Below are 16,762 nucleotides of genomic sequence, written 5' to 3' on the forward strand. Positions count from 1 at the left end.
CTACCCGGCACTCCGCCGGAACGGATCGTGTTCGCGCAGCTCGTCGACGTACGCGTGGATATGCTCGGTCTCGCGTTCGAGAAAGCGCGCGACCGCATCGGAGAACGCCGGATGCGCGAGCCAGTGCGCGGAATGCGTGACGGTCGGCAGGAAGCCGCGCGCGAGCTTGTGCTCGCCCTGTGCACCGCCTTCGAACGTGTCGAGCCCGGCCTCGATGCAGAACTCGAGCAACTGGTAATACGCCGTTTCGAAATGCAGGCACTGCACGTGTTCGAGCGCGCCCCAGTAGCGGCCGTACAGCGTGCCGCCGCTGCCGTTCGCGCCGCGCCGGTACACGGCGAGCGAGCTCGCGATCGGCTTCCCATCGGCTTCGGCGATCACGAGCAGCAGGTTCTCCGGCATCGTCGCGCCGATCGCGCGAAAGAAGTCGAGGTTCAGGTACGGGCTCGAATAGTGCTCGCGGTAGGTCTGCCGGTAGCAGCGCGTGAAGAAGCGCCAGTCGGCGTCGGTGATCTGTTCGCCGGTGAGCCGCCGGAACGTGACACCGGCATCGCGCACCTTGCGCCGTTCCGCGCGGATGTTCTTGCGCTTCTTCTGCTCGAGCGTGCCGAGGAAGTCGTCGAAATCGCGATAGCCGTCGTTGAGCCAGTGGAACTGCACGCCTTCGCGCAGCATCATTCCCATCGACTCGAGCAGCCGCGCTTCGTCTCCGGTCGGGAACAGCACGTGCAGCGACGACACGTCGCTCTGCTCGGCGAACGCCAACAGCGTGGCCGCGAGCCGGCGGCGTGCGTCGTCGTCGGCGGCGAGCAGGCGCGTGCCCTGCACGGGTGTGAACGGTACCGCGCACAGCAGCTTCGGGTAATAGGGCAGGTCGTTGCGCTGGTACGCATCGGCCCACGCCCAGTCGAACACGTATTCGCCGTACGAATGCTGTTTCGCGTAGACGGGCGCGGCGGCCGCGAGCCGGCCTGTGCGCGCGTCGGTCAGCGTGACGAAGTGCGGCGACCAGCCGGTGTCGTCGACCGCGCAGCGCGCGACGTGTAGCGCGTCGAGGAATTCGTGGCGCAGGAACGGCGTCGGCTGCGCGTCGCGCTCGAGCAGTGCGTTCCATTCGTCGGCCGGCACCTCAGCGGGGGACGACAGGATGCCCGTGCGATAATCGATGCGTTCGTGTTTCAAGCGTGAATCCGTACTGTTGGATGCCGCCGGATGCGTGCCGCCGTGGCCCGCATCCGGGACGATTTCGTCAGCCGTTCAGGGCGCGCCGCCGGGCTGCGCCGATCCCGTCATGAAGACCCGACTCGCTCTCGCCCAGATCAACGTCACCGTCGGCGATTTCGCCGGCAACGTCGCGCGGATCATCGCCGCCGCCCGCGCCGCGCACAACGACGGTGCGCACCTGATGATCGCGCCCGAACTCGCGCTGTCCGGCTACCCGCCGGAAGACCTGCTGCTGCGGCCCGCGTTCTACACGGCGGCGGCCGCCGCGCTCGACACGCTCGCCGATGCGCTGCGCGCGTTCGACGGGCTCGCGGTGCTGGTCGGCCATCCGCTGCGGAGCGCGGGCGGCGATCCGCACGCGCCAGCCGTCGATGGTAATGCAAACCGCCCGATCGAGCGCGGCGTGCCGCCGACCGACACCTACAACGCGGTGTCGCTGATCGTCGGCGGCGAGATCGTCGGGACGTACCGCAAGCAGGATCTGCCGAACGCGGACGTGTTCGACGAGAAGCGCTACTTCGCGACGGACACCGAGCCGCTCGTGTTCGAGCTGGAAGGCGTCAGATACGGCGTGATCATCTGCGAGGACGCCTGGCATGCGTCGGCCGCGCAGATCGCGAAGGCCGCCGGCGCGCAGGTGCTGCTGATCCCGAACGGCTCCCCGTACCACATGAACAAGGAAGCGCTGCGCATCGACATCCTGCGCGCGCGGATCCGCGAAACCGGGCTGCCGATGGTGTACGTGAACCTCGTCGGCGGCCAGGACGAGCTCGTGTTCGACGGCGGCTCGTTCGTGCTCGACGCGCAGGGCGCGCTCGTCGCGAAGATGCCGCAGTTCGACGAAGGGCACGCGATCGTCGAGTTCGACGGGGCGCGCCCGCTGCCCGGCGCGATCGCGCCCGAGTTGCCGGTCGACGCGCAGGTCTATCGCGCGCTCGTGACCGGCGTGCGCGACTACATCGGCAAGAACGGTTTTCCCGGCGTGCTGATCGGGCTGTCGGGCGGCGTCGATTCGGCGCTGGTGCTCGCGGTCGCCTGCGACGCGCTCGGGCCCGAGCGCGTGCGCGCGGTGATGATGCCGTCGCGCTACACGGCCGACATCTCGACCACCGACGCGGCGGAGATGGCGCGGCGCGTCGGCGTGCGCTACGACGAGATCGCGATCGCGCCGATGTTCGACGCGTTCCGTGCGGCGCTCGCGGGCGAATTCGCGGGCCGCGCGGAGGACGCGACGGAAGAGAACATCCAGGCGCGCATCCGCGGCACGCTGCTGATGGCGCTGTCGAACAAGTTCGGCTCGATCGTGCTGACGACCGGCAACAAGAGCGAGATGGCGGTCGGCTATTGCACGCTGTACGGCGACATGGCAGGCGGCTTCGCGGTGATCAAGGACATCGCGAAAACGCTGGTCTACCGGCTGTGTCGCTATCGCAACGCAACGACGGACTACGGGCTGCGCGACGTGATTCCCGAGCGGATCCTGACGCGTGCGCCGTCGGCCGAGCTGCGCGAAAACCAGACGGACCAGGACAGCCTGCCGCCGTACGAGGTGCTCGACGCGATCATGCGGATGTACATGGAGGAGGACCGGCCGCTCGCGGAGATCGTCGCGGCCGGCTATGCGGAGGCCGACGTCGCGCGTGTGACGCGGCTCATCAAGGTCAACGAATACAAGCGCCGCCAGGCGCCCATCGGCATTCGCGTCACGCATCGCGCATTCGGGCGCGACTGGCGCTATCCGATCACGTCACGCTTTACCGAACGTCTCGACTGAGCCGCGCTGGGCCGTACGCGGCCGGCCGGCTTACAATCGGGATCGCGATTCTGCATCCAAACGAGCATTGAGGGACAACCATCATGAAACGCATCACCGCCATTATCAAGCCGTTCAAGCTGGACGAAGTCCGCGAAGCGCTCGCCGAAGTGGGCCTCACCGGCCTGACCGTGACGGAAGTGAAGGGCTTCGGCCGCCAGAAAGGGCACACCGAGCTGTATCGCGGCGCCGAATACGTGGTCGACTTCCTGCCGAAGATGAAGATCGAGGTGGTCGTCGCGGAAGCGCAGGTCGATCAGGTGATCGACGCGGTGATCGGCGCGGCGCGCACCGGCAAGATCGGCGACGGCAAGATCTTCGTGTCGGACGTCGAACGCGTGATCCGCATCCGCACCGGCGAAGAGAACGAAGCGGCGGTCTGAGCGCCGCTTCGGGCACGGTCGACCCAATCGGTCGATCGGGCCGTGGATCATGCGATCCCGGCCCGCCAATAAAAAACGGTGCGGATACCCGGAAGGGTACCGCACCGATACGCGCCTCTCGCAGCAGCGTGGAAAGTGTTGTCGAATCGTTCTCTGGACGGCGCCTGATCAGAACAGGTGCTGGATGCCGGCGTAGACGCCGGTCTGGCTGCCGCCCGGATGCGGGTTGCCCGTCGAGACGTCGGTACCCGCGCCGTTTGCGTTCAGGCCGAAGTTCGCGGTCTTGCTGTTGCGTACCGTCGCGACTTGCACGTCGAACAGCGTGCGCTTCGAGATGTTGTACGAGCCGCCGACCGTGTAGATGTTCGCGTTGCCGCCGCCGTGGTTGGCATTCACGTGGTACACGGCCGCGATCAGCGCTGCCGCCGGCGTTGCCTGCCACGTCACGCCGCCCCAGACCTGCTGGGTGCTGGTCACGCCATTGTTCGCGGGCGGGCCGCCGCTGCCGTCTGCGTGCGATGCTTGGTAAGCTGCCTGCAGCTTGAACTGGCCGAGGAACACGTTCAAGCCGGCAAAGTATTCACGCGAATAGTTGAACACGTCCGAGAAGCGGCCGTTGCTGTCGCGCGTTTCGTCATAGATGCCGCGCAATTGGAACAGCGCGTTCGTGTACGTGATCTGAGCGCCGGCTGCACGACCGGGTTGTTTCGGGTCGGTGTTGCCGTTGAAGCTGGTCGAGTTCGAGAACGCGAACTGGCCGTAGAAGTCGAGGCCGTAGAGCGACGGCGACTGGTACGACACGTTGTTGCTGGTCTTGTTCCAGTTGCGGCCGCGCACCAGCGATGCCGACGACCAGCTCGACTGGCCCAGCGGATCGAAGTCCCACACGCCGTTTGCGATCGCGAGTTCGCGACCGAGCAGCAGCGTACCGTAGCGGTCGTTCGAGATACCGACGGTCGCGAAACGATCCCAGATCGAGCCTTGAGTGACGGTGCCGTTCATTGTGTTGAACGCGCCTTCGAGGTGGAACAGGACCTTGTTGCCGCCGCCGATGTCCTCGCTGCCCTTCAAGCCCCACAGGCTCGTGCCCCAGTCGCCGCTTTCTGCGCGAACGCGATGGCCGTCCTGCAGTCCGTTCATGTACTCGAGGCCGGCATCCAGGCGACCATACAGCGTGACGCTGCTCTGCGCGTGCGCCGTAACCACCCCAGCAGCCATCAGCGCGGCCGCGACCAAAGCTTTCTTCATCATCTCCTCCATACCCTGTCAAAAAGTCAACCCAGACTGCACGAGATGCCCGGAGCAGCGAGCGCCGGGCAAAAGCGAAAAGCCGGATAACCAGGGAGACCTCGTGCAGAGCCGGTAAGCGCGGCACGCGGGCAAGCGGACGGAAAACCGTTGAGCGGTCCCGCGCGGCCGGGTCGGCTTGCGGGGTCTCCTTGTTGTGTCGTGAAGCTAAACTACATTTCACGAACTTCGTTTTGCTACTTTGGTTACTAATTTAGCAAAAATACAATTTTGTGGCGATGGAAATCGTTGTTTGACTAACCGCTGTCGCCAATTTGCCATGCAACACCGTGCGCGATGGGTGCCCAAAGGGGCGTCGATTCCCGGAAAACCCTTGTCACACAAGGGAGACATGGATTCGATAAGCATGGGTCAAGGATTGCCACTATTGACGCCATCGGGACGCGAGCGTAAGCGCCGCAGAGACGAAATCGGTAAGTATTTCGTAATGATTTGGCGGCGGTCAGCCGTTGTCGGGCGAGGCCCAACAACGCTTGTCCGGCAACGGTTGACCGCCGCCCGCCGTGGACGCGCGCCAGGCTCAAGCGGATGCCGCCCGGGCGTCGAGCAACTGCGCGCGAAGCCATCGGTGCGCGTCGGTGCGCGCGTGCTTCGCGTGCGAGTAGATTTTCACCGTGTAGCGCGGGATCTCGAACGGCGCGGGAAAGATGCGGATCGGCGCCGCGTGGCGCAGCGCCTGCGCGGCGCGGTTCGGCACCGTCATCAGGAGTGCCGATTCCGCGATCACGAACGGCGCGGCCAGCACGCTGGGCAACTGCACGGCGACCTGCCGCGCGAGGCCGAGCCGGTCGAGCACGTAGTCGACGACGCCGCGCGACTCGTTCCACGGCGTGACGACCACGTGGCGTGCCGCGAGGTACTGGTCGAGCGTCAGCCGCCGGCGGATGTCCGGATGCGTGGCGCTCGCGATCACCACGTAGTCGTCCGAGAACCAGTCGAAATCCTCGATGCCCGGCGCGTCGCCGGCCGATTCCTCGTGATAGCCGAGCGCGAAGTCGATGCGGCCGGCCGCGAGTTCGTCGATCGAAATCTTGCGGTCGGAGTGGACGACGCGAATTCGCAGCCGCGGCGCGACCTGCTCGATGCGCGCCAGCAACGCCGGCAGCACGGCGAATGCCGTGTAGTCGGTCGCGGCGAACACGAACGTGCGGTCGCTTTGCGCGGGATCGAACCGGCGCGCGCGGGCGAGCCCCTTCGACATCGTGTCGAGCGCATCGCCGGCCCAGGTGGCGATGTCGTCGGCGCGCACGGTCGGCTGCATCTCGTTGCCGAGCCGCACGAACAGCGCATCGCCGATCGCGTCGCGCAGCCGGGCGAGCGCATGGCTCAGCGCGGACGGGCTCATCGCCAGTTCGTGCGCGGCCGCGGCGACCGACCTGTGGCGGTACAACGCGTCGAACGCGAGCAGCAGGTTCAGGTCGAGACGGCGCAGGTCGGGATGCATCATGTTCATGTCCAGATGAAGAAACTGCACTTCCTGCAGTTGAACCGCGAACGTAGCATGTCGATCTGTCCGGCGCCAGGCGCGCTTGCGCGGGCGCCGCATTCCGTTTTCAGTCCGGGCCGAAGGAGGGCTCCTCACCGTGCAAATCGACATTCGTTCCGCCACCGTCGCCGACGTGCCGCAAATCCTGCGCTTCATCACCGAGCTGGCCATCTACGAGAAGGCGGAGCATGAAGTGGTCGCGACACCTGCGTCGCTCGAGCGCAGCCTGTTCGGCGAAGGAACGCCCGCGCGCGCACTGATCTGCGAGGTCGACGGCGAGCCGGCCGGCTTCGCCGTGTATTTCTCGTCGTATTCGACGTGGCTCGGCCGCCAGGGCTTGTATCTCGAGGATCTGTACGTATCGCCGCGCTTTCGCGGCGCGGGTGCCGGGCTGCGGCTGCTGAAGGCGCTCGCGCGCATCGCCGTGGACACCGGCTGCGGGCGCTTCGAATGGAGCGTGCTCGACTGGAACGAGCCGGCGATCCGCTTCTACGAAAGCGTCGGCGCGGCGCCGCAAAGCGAATGGGTGCGCTACAGGCTCGCGGGCGATGCGCTGCGCGCGTTCGCCGACGGCGCACCGGTGGACGCCGTGTAAACGCAAAACGGGCGCCGCATGGCGCCCGTTCGCGTGTCGTCGCGCGTCGCGCGCGTTACTTGAGGCTGCCCGACAGGAACCCGCGCAGGCGTTCGCTCTTCGGGTTGGCGAACACCTCGGACGGCACGCCTTCCTCCTCGACGCGCCCCTGGTGCAGGAACATCACGTGATTCGACACGTTGCGCGCGAAACCCATCTCGTGCGTGACGACGATCATCGTGCGGCCTTCCTCGGCCAGCTTCTGCATCACCTTCAGCACTTCACCGACCAGTTCCGGGTCGAGCGCCGACGTGGGCTCGTCGAACAGCATGACGTCCGGATGCATCGCCAGCGCGCGCGCGATCGCGACACGCTGCTGCTGCCCGCCCGACAGGTGCGACGGATACTGCTTCTCGACGCGCGGCGCGAGGCCGACCTTTTCGAGATACTCACGCGCACGGTCTTCGGCTTCCTTTTTCGGGATGCCGAGCACGTTGACGGGCGCTTCCATCACGTTCTCGATCACGTTCATGTGCGACCAGAGATTGAAATGCTGGAACACCATCGACAGCTTGGTGCGCACGCGTTGCAGCTGCTTCGAATCGGCCGCGCGCAGCGCGCCCGTCTTGTCCGGCGTGGTGCGCACTTCCTCGCCGTCGACGATGATGCGGCCCGCGTTCGGCTGCTCGAGGAAGTTGATACAGCGCAGCATCGTGCTCTTGCCGGAACCGGACGAGCCGATCACGCTGATCACGTCGCCCGAGTTCGCCTTCAGCGACACGCCCTTGAGCACCTCGTTGTCGCCGTACCGCTTGTGCAGATCGTCGACGAAAAGCTTTTGAGTCTGGGAATTCATCAATAGTCCTGCGAAAACTTACTTGCCTTGCGGGCGCAGATACGCGAGCCAGCGACGCTCGGCCTGGCGGAAGAGCCACACGAGCGTGAACGAGATCGCGAGATAGAGCAGGGCGGCGATCCCGAATGCGTGGAACGACATGTAGGTCGCCGAGTTCACGTCGCGCGCGATCTTCAGGATGTCCGGCACGGTCGCGGTGAACGCGACGGTGGTCGCGTGCAGCATCAGGATCACTTCGTTGCTGTAGAGCGGCAGCGCGCGGCGCAGCGCCGACGGCAGGATCACGCGGCGATACATCGTGAAGGTGGACATCCCGTATGCGCGCGCGGCCTCGATCTCGCCGTACGACGTCGCCTTGATCGCGCCCGCGAAGATCTCGGTGGTGTACGCGCAGGTGTTCAGCGTGAACGCGAGCAGCGTGCAGTGCATCCCGTCGCGGAAGAACGCGTCGAGCAGCGGCGTGCCGCGCACGACCTGCAGGCTGTAGAGGCCGGTGTAGCAGAGCAGCAATTGCACGTAGAGCGGCGTGCCGCGGAACACGTACGTGTAGAGCCACACGGCGCCCGACAGCCACTTCCTTTTCGACACGCGGGCCACCGCGAGCGGCACCGACAGGCAGAAGCCGAGGCCGATCGACACGACCAGCAGCCACAGCGTGATCGCGACGCCGGTGATCCGGAAGCCGTCGGTGTAGAGGTAGTTGCGCCAGTATTCTTGGATGAGTTCGATCATAGGTCAGCCTTGCGGACACCGGTCGAGTAGCGCTTTTCGAGCCAAATCAGCACGAAGTTCGAGATCGTCGTGATGGCGAGGTAGACCGCACCGGCGATCAGCGTGAAGAAGAAGAACCGCAGCGTGCCCTTGCCGGCGTCCTGCGACGCCTTCACGACGTCCGCGAGGCCGATGATCGACACCAGTGCGGTCGACTTCACGAGCACCTGCCAGTTGTTGCCGATGCCCGGCAGCGCAAAGCGCATCATCTGCGGGAACATGATCCGCGTGAACACCTGCCAGTTGGTCATCCCGTACGCGCTGCCGGCCTCGAGCTGGCCGCGCGGCACCGACAGGAATGCGCCGCGGAAGGTCTCGGTGAAGTACGCGCCGTAGATGAAGCCGAGCACGAGCACGCCGGCGAGGAACGGATCGATGTCGATCTGGTCCCAGCCGAGTGCGTCGGTCGCCATGTTCAGCCAGATCTGCAGGCTGTAGAACAGCAGCAGCATCAGCACGAGGTCCGGCACGCCGCGGATCAACGTGGTGTAGACGGTGCCGACGCCGTTCGTGAAGCGGTTGCGCGACAGCTTCGCGCCCGCGCCGAGCAGGCCAAGCAGGAACGACAGCGCGAGCGAAAGCACCGCCAGTTTGACGGTTTGCCAGGTGCCTGCGAGGATCAGCGGGCCGTAGCCTTGTAGAAACATATGTGGTCCCTGGTGTGGTCCCGGACGGCGCACGCGGTGCGCCGCGAAAGACGCGCCCGCCAAGCTGCGCGGAACGCCCCGTGCGTATCATGACCGTCCGCCCCGGCAACGGTGCCGGGCCAGCCCGTCGCGGGGAGCGGCGGGCGAGGGGCGGGCGGCGCGTGGTGGACTGCCTGTACTGCCGGACGCGGGGCGCCCCCGCATCCGCTTCCCGTCATTGTCTGCGCTCAGCGAGCCGAGTAGACGCTGAACGAGAAATACTTGTGCGACAGCCGGTCGTACGTGCCGTCCTTGTGCATGTCGGCCAGCGCCTTGTTGATCTTGAGCTTCAGGTCCGTGTCTTCCTTGCGCAGGCCGATCGCGGTGCCGTCGCCGATCGTCTTCGGATCCTTCACTTCCGGACCGGCGAACGCGAAGCCCTTGCCGCGCGGCGTGCGCAGGAAGCCGTAGTCGGCCTGCAGTTCATCCTGCAGCGTCGCGTCGAGGCGGCCCGAGCCGAGATCGGCATAGACCTGGTCCTGGTTCTGGTAAGGAATGATCGTGACGCCTTGCGGTTCCCAGTACGCCTTCGCGTAGGATTCCTGCGTCGAACCCTGCTCGACGCCGACGCGCTTGCCCTTGAGCGATGCGACCGTCGGCAGCAGCGGCGAGCCGGCCTTCGCGATCATCCGCGCGGGCGCGTCGTACACCTTGTCGGAGAAGTCGATCTGCTCGCGACGCTTGTCCGTGACGGTCAGCGACGACACGATGACGTCGTACTTCTTCGCCTTCAGCGCGGGAATGATCCCGTCGAGATCCTGCGCGACCCACACGCACTTCACGTTGATGCGCTTGCAGATTTCCTTGGTGAGATCGACGTCGAAACCGACGATCTCGCCGCTCGGCGCGGTCGACTCGAACGGCGGGTAGCTGGCATCGACACCGATCCGCACGGTCTTCCATTCTTTCGCGAAGGCGCTGCCCGCCACGAGGGCGAGGGCGGCGCACAGGGCGGCCTTCTTCATTTCCATCCTTTTGTCGCTCACTTCCGGGGGGCGCTCGCGGCCGGTCGGGCCGGGCGCCGCGGCGTATTCTAGACGGCCAAAATTCGTGTTTCGGCGCGCGGGCAACGGCGCTCGCCGGACGGGCGAACGCCAAAAGGGCGGTATTTTACCCGAACGCGATACCCGGAAAACGGCAATCCGGCGCGACCGATGGATTCTTCGATCCGGGCGTTGCGGCAATCGTGGTATTCGCAACGAGCATTGCGCCGATTGGAATCGTGGGTGCAACGATGCGGTGGGCGGGCGGCGGATTGTGGCGCGCTTGGCGCGCCCCTACAGTGCAGGTAAACCCGAAGAAAGAATGTCTGCCTGCCGGAGTGCCCGCCCCATGTTCCAGATCCGCCGCGCCGCCGACCGCTGCCACACGCGCCAAGGCTGGCTCGAGTCGAGTCACAGCTTTCCGCCTGTCGACGACGCCGAGGCCGCCCATCCGCCGTTCGGCGCGCTGCGCGTGCTGAGCGAGGACCGGATCGCGCCGACGCGCGGCTTCGGGATGCAGCCGCGCCGCGACCTCGAAATCGTCACTTACGTGCTGGACGGCGCGCTCGCGCACCGCGACAGCCTTGGCAACGGCGCCATCGTGCGGGCCGGCGGCATCCAGCGGATGAGTGCCGGTACGGGGCTCATGCACAGCGAAACCAATGCGTCGCGCGACCGGGTGCTGCATCTGCTGCAGATCTGGCTGCAGCCGGCCGGGCGCGGCGGGCGGCCCGGTTACGCGGAGCGGCATTTCGCCGACGACGAGAAGCGCGGCCGCCTGCGGCTCGTCGCGTCGCCGGACTGCGGCGACGGCGCGCTGTCGATCGGTGCGGATGCGCGGATTTTCGCGGGGCTGATCGACGGTGACGAGGAGGCGGTATTCGGTGTGTCGGCCGGACGTGGCACTTATGTGCACGTGGCGCGTGGCGACGTGGAGGTCAACGGCCACGCGCTGGCCGCGGGCGACGGCGCGCGGATCGCCGGGGTGGACGCGATCGCGTTCGCACGCGGACGGGCAGCCGAGGTGCTGCTGTTCGACGTCGCCTGAAGCGAAACAGGGGACGCGGGCCAAGTACCCGCGTCCCCTGCGAAGCCGCCCGGGGAGGCGGCCCGCCGGCTTACTGCGCCGGCGCCGACGCGGCCTTGGCCGCGCGGTGCTCCTGCCAGCGTTCCTTCATCTTCTCGTGACGCTGTTCCATCCGCGCGAACTGTTGCTTCAGCGCGGTGCTGACCGTCGTCTTCTGCTGGTCGTTCAGTCCGTTGTAGAACGCGAGCCAGGCGGCCGAGCTTTGCTCGCGCAGCTGCGCATTCTGCTGCTCGGCCTGCTGGCGGGCGGCGTGCATCGCGTTCAGGTCAAGGATTGGCTGATTCTGCTGCGCCTTGAACTGCTCGCGCATCTGCTCGTGGCTCTTGCGCATCGCCTCATGGTTCTGCTTCATCGTGTTGACGGCCGTCTGCCATTGCTGCTCCTGCGATGCGTTGAGCTTCAACTGATCGTGCAGCTTCATGATCACGCCGAACGGGCCGCCGTCATGGCCGCCGTGCATCTGGTGCATGCCGGGGCCGCCCGGCGGCGGCATGTCGTTGGGCTGCGCGGCATGCGCGGTGCCGAATGCGAGAGCGAGCACGGTGGCGGCCGCGATGGCCACGCGGGAAGTCTTCTTATACATTTCAGAAACTCCTGTATCCAAAGGGTCCGGCGATGCGGTGCGCGGGTGACGCGTGTGCCGCATCCGGTAAGACGCAGGTTAGCGGCGCGTGTCCCGGCGGGTGTTACGCGGGGTGGCTGCCGGGTTACGGTGCATTACAGTTCCCTTGCGCCGTAACCCGCAGTAACCCTTTCGTTCCTTTGTTTCGTTCTTCGACTCCGCACTCGCGCGGTAAACTTCGAGCCATGACTACCCAGATCCTCATCGTCGACGACGACCAAGAACTCCGTGACCTGCTGCGCGACTATCTCGTGCGCCAGGGGATGGAAGTGTCCGTGCTGCACGACGCGGCGACGCTCGAGAAGCGTCTCGAGCGCGAGCGGCCCGACCTGATCGTGCTGGACCTGATGATGCCGGGCGTGGACGGCCTGACCGCGCTGCGCCAGTTGCGCGCGGCCGGCGACGACATCCCCGTGATCATGCTGACGGCGCGCGCGGACGACGTCGACCGCATCGTCGGGCTCGAACTCGGCGCGGACGACTACCTCGGCAAGCCGTTCAACCCGCGCGAGCTGCTCGCGCGCGTGCAGGCGGTGCTGCGCCGCCGCCGGGCGACGCCGTCGGCGGCGGCGCCCGAGCAGCGCGAGCCGTTCGCGTTCGGCCGTTTCGTGCTCGACTTCCAGGCGCGCACGCTGGCGGTCGACGGCAAGCCGGCAACGCTGTCGAGCAGCGAATTCGCGCTGCTGAAGATCTTCGTGAACCACGCGCTGCGCACGCTCACGCGCGAGCGGTTGCTCGAGCTGCTTCACGGGCCCGAGTACGACGGCACCGACCGCGGCATCGACGTCCAGGTGTGGCGCCTGCGCCGCATCCTGGAAACGGATCCGTCGACGCCGCGCTTCATCCAGACGGTCCGCGGGCGCGGCTACGTGTTCGTGCCCGACGGCGAGGCCCATGCGCAAACCCATTGATTCACTGTTCGGACGGCTGGCGCTGCTGGTCGTCGGCGTGCTGCTCCTGTCGCACTTCGCGTGGTTCTTCGCGATGCGCCTCGAGCGCAGCCAGATGCAGACGCGTTACGCGGTCGAGGAGGCCGCCTTCCTCGTCGACGCCGTGCGCCAGCACGTCGAGCGCACGCCCGACCAGCCGCTGCCGTCGCGGGTGCGGCTGGTGTCGCCGGACAGTCCGGACGTGCCGACGAGCGCAGGCTCGAATCTGCCGGCGCCGCTCAGGCGTTTTCGCGACGACGTGAGCGAGCGCATGCCGGCCGGCACCCTGGTCGAGATCGGCGCGCCGGGCCACCCGCCGGTGCTGTGGGTCAAGGAGCCGACCGACCGCAACTGGATCGTGGTGCCGGTGCAGCCGCTGCGCCCGCCGCGCTCGCTCGACCGGATGCTGCTGTGGCTCGGCACGATCTTCTCGGCAGGCGTGATCGCCGCGCTGTTCGCGGCTTGGCAGTTGCAGCAGCCACTGCGTTCGCTGGCGCGCGCGGTCGCGCGCTTCGGCCGCGGCCAGCCGGTGCCGCCGCTGCGCGAGCGCGGCCCGCGCGAGCTGCGCCAGCTCACGCACGGCTTCAATCAGATGGTGGAACAGGTGTCGCAAGCCGAGAGCGATCGCGCGGTGATGCTGGCTGGCGTCGCGCACGACCTGCGCACGCCGCTCGCGCGGATGCGCCTGCGCGCGGAAATGATGGACGACGCACGGCTGCGCGACGGCGTGGTGCGCGATGTCGACTCGATGTCGCACATCGTCGACCAGTTCCTCGTGTTCGCGCACGGCGGGGCGGACCGCAGCGAGCCCGTGCCGGTCGATCAGACCTGCGAGCGGATCGCGCGCAGCTATCGCGCGGTCGCACCGAACGCGCCGGCGGTCCAGACGCATCTGGCCGCCGACGAAGGTTTCCGCCTGCCGACCGCGACGCTCGACCGGATCCTGTCGAACCTGCTGGACAATGCGCATGCGTACGGCGCGCCACCCGTGCTCATCGAGACGTTGCGTACGCCGACGGGTTACGTGTTGTCGGTCAGCGACAGCGGCGGCGGGATCGCGCCGCGCGACCTGGCGGCCGCGACACGGCCGTTCGTGCGGCTCGACCCCGCGCGCGGCGGCAATGGCCACAGCGGGCTCGGGCTCGCGATCGTCGAGCGGCTGGTGCTGAGGCTGGGCGGGGCGTGCGAGATCGGCAATCGTCCCGAGGGCGGCCTGCGCGTGGCGATGACGTTCCCGTTCGACGTGGTGCCGAAGGACGAACTGCACGCCCAGGCCGCGTAAGCGGCGGATGCGGCGCCTGCCGGGCAGGCGCCGCGCGGCATCATTCGCCGAACAGCGTGCCGAGCGTCTCGGCGGCGTTGCTGTCGATGGTGTTGTAGGTCACGCTCGTGGCCTCGAAGATATAGACGGTCGTATAGCGGCCAAGGCGCTCCAGAATCTCGTCCTGCAGCGATTCCGGCACGACGTTCATGTTCAGGTACCATGCCGTCGACGACAGCCGCGTCTGGAACGACCCATATTCCTGCATCAGCTCGTAGAACGCATCGGCATCCTGATCGCGGCAGACGATCACCAAGTTTCCTGCCATTCCCTTCCTCCCGCTGGTCGGTCGATCCCTGGCGGCTGTGGTCGACACCGACGCCAGGGGCTAACCCCGATCATACCTGCTTCGCCGCAATCGTCCGATGACGTCCGGCATGGTTTGCGTCCGCATGCGGCTGGCGGGTTCCCGGCCGGCCCGGATCACGGCATAATTCGGGGCCTGCATGCCGGCCGGAGGACTGCGGCCGGGCTGCTCCGCATCGCACGCCTGCTGTTCGCCCGCGTGCCGGGCACGATCCGTGCGCCGTCCGCGCGTCGCATGGCGCCGCGCCGGCCCCGGACGGTTGAACCTGAAATACAGGTTGGTGTAGTGTCGTGCCGTCGCGGCCCGACTCGCCGCGCCGGGGGCGCAGCGTGCACGCACGGCGCCTCGCGCCGGCGTCAGATCGTGAATCAATCGAATTACCGCGTCGAATTACCGCGCCCGTGCGCTTTGCCATGAATCAACATCGTCTGCCGGCTTCGTTCGGCCTTACCGGGGAGGGCGCCTGATGGACGTCGGATTCTTCAATCCGAACCGGACCGCCAACGCGTCCGCGTGGCGCGTTCTGCCGAACCGGTGGGACTTCATTGCGTTCCCGCTGATCATCTGCCTGATCGCGATGGCGGTCGTCGGCTTTCATGAAACGATGGCGCCGATCGGGACCCTTCAAACCCAGAAGATCTCGCTCGATCCGTCGAACCTGCCCGAATACGCGTTGCGCACCACGCTGCGGATGCTCGCCGCGATGGTCGCGTCGCTCGCGTTTACGCTGGTCTACGGCACGCTCGCCGCGAAAAGCCGCCGCGCCGGCATGGTGCTGATCCCGATCCTCGACATCCTGCAGTCGGTGCCGGTGCTCGGCTTCATCTCGTTTACGGTCACGTTCTTCCTCGCGCTGTTCCCGAGCCGCGTGCTCGGCGCCGAACTGGCCGCGATCTTCGCGATCTTCACGAGCCAGGCGTGGAACATGACGTTCAGCTTCTACCAGTCGCTGCGCACGGTGCCGCGCGATCTGGACGAAGTGTCGCGCGGTTTTCACCTGACATCGTGGCAGCGCTTCTGGAAGCTCGAGGTGCCGTTCTCGATGCCGGGGCTGATCTGGAACATGATGATGTCGATGTCGGGCGGCTGGTTCTTCGTCGTCGCATCGGAGGCCATCACCGTCGGCAACCAGACCATCACGCTGCCCGGGATCGGCGCGTATCTCGCGCAGGCGATTTCGGACAAGAACCTCGGCGCGATCGGCTGGGTGATCCTGACGATGACGGTGGTGATCCTGGCCTATGACCAGTTCCTGTTCCGCCCGCTGATCGCGTGGGCCGACAAGTTCCGGATGGAGAACACCGCGTCGGGCGACGCGCCGCAATCCTGGCTGCTCGACCTCGTGCGCCGTACGCGCCTGATCCATCAACTGCTCGTGCCGGCCGGCTGGTTCTTCGCGAAGGCCGCGCGGATTCCGCTGCGTCTGCCGGTGTCGGGCGCGATGCGCTTCACGCTGCCCAAGGTCGAGAAGAAGGCGTCGCGCACCGTCGACATCGCGTGGGCGGTGCTCGTGCTGCTCGGCACGGCCTATATCGTGTGGCGTGTCGTCAGCTTCGTGTCGACCGGCGTGACGATGGCCGAAGTCGGCCACGTGATCGTGCTTGGGCTCATCACGCTGCTGCGCGTGGTCGTGCTGATCTCGATCGCGTCCGTGATCTGGGTGCCTGTCGGCGTGTGGGTCGGGCTGCGCCCGAAACTCGCCGAGAAGCTGCAGCCGCTCGCGCAGTTCCTCGCCGCGTTCCCGGCAAACCTGCTGTTCCCGGTGTTCGTGATCGTGATCGCGCGTTTCCACCTGAACGCCGACATCTGGCTGTCGCCGCTGATCGTGCTCGGCACGCAGTGGTATATCCTGTTCAACGTGATCGCGGGCGCGACGTCCTATCCGAACGACTATCGCGAAGCCGCGACGAACTTCCGGATCCGCGGCTGGCAGTGGTGGCGCCAGGCGATCCTGCCCGGCATCTTCCCGTACTACGTGACCGGCGCGATCACCGCATCGGGCGGCGCGTGGAACGCGAGCATCGTGTCGGAAGCGGTGCAGTGGGGCACGACCCGGATCGAGGCGCACGGCCTCGGCGCCTATATCGCGCAGACCACCGCCGCCGGCGACTTTCCGAAGATCATCCTGGGCATCGCCGTGATGTCCCTGTTCGTTACCCTGTTCAACCGCCTGCTGTGGCGCCCGCTGTATGCCTTCGCCGAAGCGAAGCTGCGGCTCGACTGAGACCGATTGAGAGCGAAACGCGATGCACAATCCGAATGCTGTAAACGCCCCCGTCCAGACGTCCCAGCCGCCGCGCCTCGGTGAAGAAATCCTGCGCGTCGATCACGTCTGCCGCGGCTTCAACAAGACGCAGGGCGAACTGCTCGTGCTCGACGACGCGAACCTGTCGCTGCGCGAAGGCGAGATCG

General features: G+C 66.7%; 16 protein-coding genes and 1 pseudogene. 8 read left to right on the forward strand and 9 right to left on the reverse strand.

Annotated features, from left to right (window positions below; translation table 11 throughout):
- Entirely contained in the window at positions 1-1,182 is a 1,182-nt protein-coding gene (locus WS45_RS23670) for a GNAT family N-acetyltransferase (RefSeq protein ID WP_059701937.1), read from the reverse strand.
- A gap of 109 nt (positions 1,183-1,291) precedes the next feature.
- Between WS45_RS23670 and WS45_RS23675 the strand changes: the two genes are divergently transcribed.
- Both WS45_RS23675 and WS45_RS23680 read left to right on the forward strand, forming a co-directional pair.
- Positions 1,292-2,998 carry an NAD+ synthase gene (locus tag WS45_RS23675; RefSeq protein WP_059528297.1) on the forward strand — a complete coding sequence of 569 codons (1,707 nt, stop codon included), beginning with the start codon at positions 1,292-1,294 and terminating at the stop codon, positions 2,996-2,998.
- Positions 2,999-3,081: 83 nt separating this feature from the next.
- On the forward strand, positions 3,082-3,420 hold the full coding sequence (locus WS45_RS23680; RefSeq protein WP_006398637.1) for a P-II family nitrogen regulator: 339 nt from the start codon (positions 3,082-3,084) through the stop codon (positions 3,418-3,420).
- Positions 3,421-3,588: 168 nt separating this feature from the next.
- Here WS45_RS23680 and WS45_RS23685 read toward each other — a convergent pair whose 3' ends face one another.
- Positions 3,589-4,671, reverse strand: coding sequence for a porin (locus WS45_RS23685; RefSeq protein WP_059528295.1), 1,083 nt, complete (start codon positions 4,669-4,671; stop codon positions 3,589-3,591).
- Between the two features lie 577 nt (positions 4,672-5,248).
- Entirely contained in the window at positions 5,249-6,175 is a 927-nt protein-coding gene (locus tag WS45_RS23690) for a LysR family transcriptional regulator (protein WP_059701967.1), read from the reverse strand.
- 136 nt (positions 6,176-6,311) lie between these two features.
- Between WS45_RS23690 and WS45_RS23695 the strand changes: the two genes are divergently transcribed.
- Positions 6,312-6,809, forward strand: coding sequence for a GNAT family N-acetyltransferase (locus tag WS45_RS23695; protein ID WP_059527488.1), 498 nt, complete (start codon positions 6,312-6,314; stop codon positions 6,807-6,809).
- 55 nt (positions 6,810-6,864) lie between these two features.
- Here WS45_RS23695 and WS45_RS23700 read toward each other — a convergent pair whose 3' ends face one another.
- The 4 genes from WS45_RS23700 to WS45_RS23715 all read right to left on the reverse strand — a co-directional run bounded on the left by WS45_RS23700 (position 6,865) and on the right by WS45_RS23715 (position 10,066).
- Positions 6,865-7,644 carry an ABC transporter ATP-binding protein gene (locus WS45_RS23700; RefSeq protein ID WP_059527484.1) on the reverse strand — a complete coding sequence of 260 codons (780 nt, stop codon included), beginning with the start codon at positions 7,642-7,644 and terminating at the stop codon, positions 6,865-6,867.
- Between the two features lie 18 nt (positions 7,645-7,662).
- Positions 7,663-8,376: an ABC transporter permease gene (locus WS45_RS23705; RefSeq protein ID WP_059527481.1), complete on the reverse strand. Its 714-nt coding sequence runs from the start codon at positions 8,374-8,376 to the stop codon at positions 7,663-7,665.
- Positions 8,373-9,062: an ABC transporter permease gene (locus WS45_RS23710; RefSeq protein WP_059527478.1), complete on the reverse strand. Its 690-nt coding sequence runs from the start codon at positions 9,060-9,062 to the stop codon at positions 8,373-8,375. The genes WS45_RS23705 and WS45_RS23710 overlap by 4 nt, the downstream gene beginning before the upstream one ends.
- Positions 9,063-9,289: 227 nt before the next feature.
- Positions 9,290-10,066, reverse strand: a complete 777-nt coding sequence (locus WS45_RS23715) for an ABC transporter substrate-binding protein (RefSeq protein ID WP_059451025.1) — start codon at positions 10,064-10,066, stop codon at positions 9,290-9,292.
- Positions 10,067-10,433: 367 nt separating this feature from the next.
- On the opposite strand from WS45_RS23715, the gene WS45_RS23720 reads away from it, so the two are divergent.
- Positions 10,434-11,132 (forward strand): pirin family protein, encoded by a 699-nt coding sequence (locus tag WS45_RS23720; RefSeq protein WP_059701939.1) that lies wholly within the window; start codon positions 10,434-10,436, stop codon positions 11,130-11,132.
- Positions 11,133-11,202: 70 nt separating this feature from the next.
- On the opposite strand, the gene WS45_RS23725 is transcribed toward WS45_RS23720, so the two are convergent.
- Positions 11,203-11,754, reverse strand: a complete 552-nt coding sequence (locus tag WS45_RS23725; protein ID WP_059701941.1) for a Spy/CpxP family protein refolding chaperone — start codon at positions 11,752-11,754, stop codon at positions 11,203-11,205.
- A gap of 224 nt (positions 11,755-11,978) precedes the next feature.
- On the opposite strand from WS45_RS23725, the gene WS45_RS23730 reads away from it, so the two are divergent.
- A complete protein-coding gene (locus WS45_RS23730; protein WP_059527468.1) occupies positions 11,979-12,704 on the forward strand; it encodes a response regulator in 726 nt (241 codons plus the stop codon).
- Complete coding sequence (locus tag WS45_RS23735; RefSeq protein ID WP_059701943.1) at positions 12,688-14,004, forward strand: ATP-binding protein; 1,317 nt, start codon at positions 12,688-12,690, stop codon at positions 14,002-14,004. Before WS45_RS23730 ends, WS45_RS23735 begins: the two co-directional genes overlap by 17 nt.
- A 40-nt stretch (positions 14,005-14,044) precedes the next feature.
- Here the strand turns inward: WS45_RS23735 and WS45_RS23740 are convergent, their stop codons facing one another.
- The gene (locus WS45_RS23740; RefSeq protein WP_006398649.1) at positions 14,045-14,311 is read right to left on the reverse strand and encodes a double-stranded DNA-specific endonuclease; all 267 of its coding nucleotides are present in this window, start codon (positions 14,309-14,311) and stop codon (positions 14,045-14,047) included.
- Positions 14,312-14,816: 505 nt separating this feature from the next.
- On the opposite strand from WS45_RS23740, the gene WS45_RS23745 reads away from it, so the two are divergent.
- Together WS45_RS23745 and WS45_RS35195 are read left to right on the forward strand one after the other, a co-directional pair.
- Positions 14,817-16,574 (forward strand): ABC transporter permease, encoded by a 1,758-nt coding sequence (locus WS45_RS23745; protein ID WP_059692265.1) that lies wholly within the window; start codon positions 14,817-14,819, stop codon positions 16,572-16,574.
- 22 nt (positions 16,575-16,596) lie between these two features.
- Positions 16,597-16,762: pseudogene (locus WS45_RS35195) on the forward strand (nitrate/sulfonate/bicarbonate ABC transporter ATP-binding protein); the annotation flags it as partial.

Origin of the sequence: Burkholderia sp. RF2-non_BP3 (genome assembly GCF_001522185.1) — a bacterium.
GTDB lineage: Bacteria > Pseudomonadota > Gammaproteobacteria > Burkholderiales > Burkholderiaceae > Burkholderia > Burkholderia diffusa.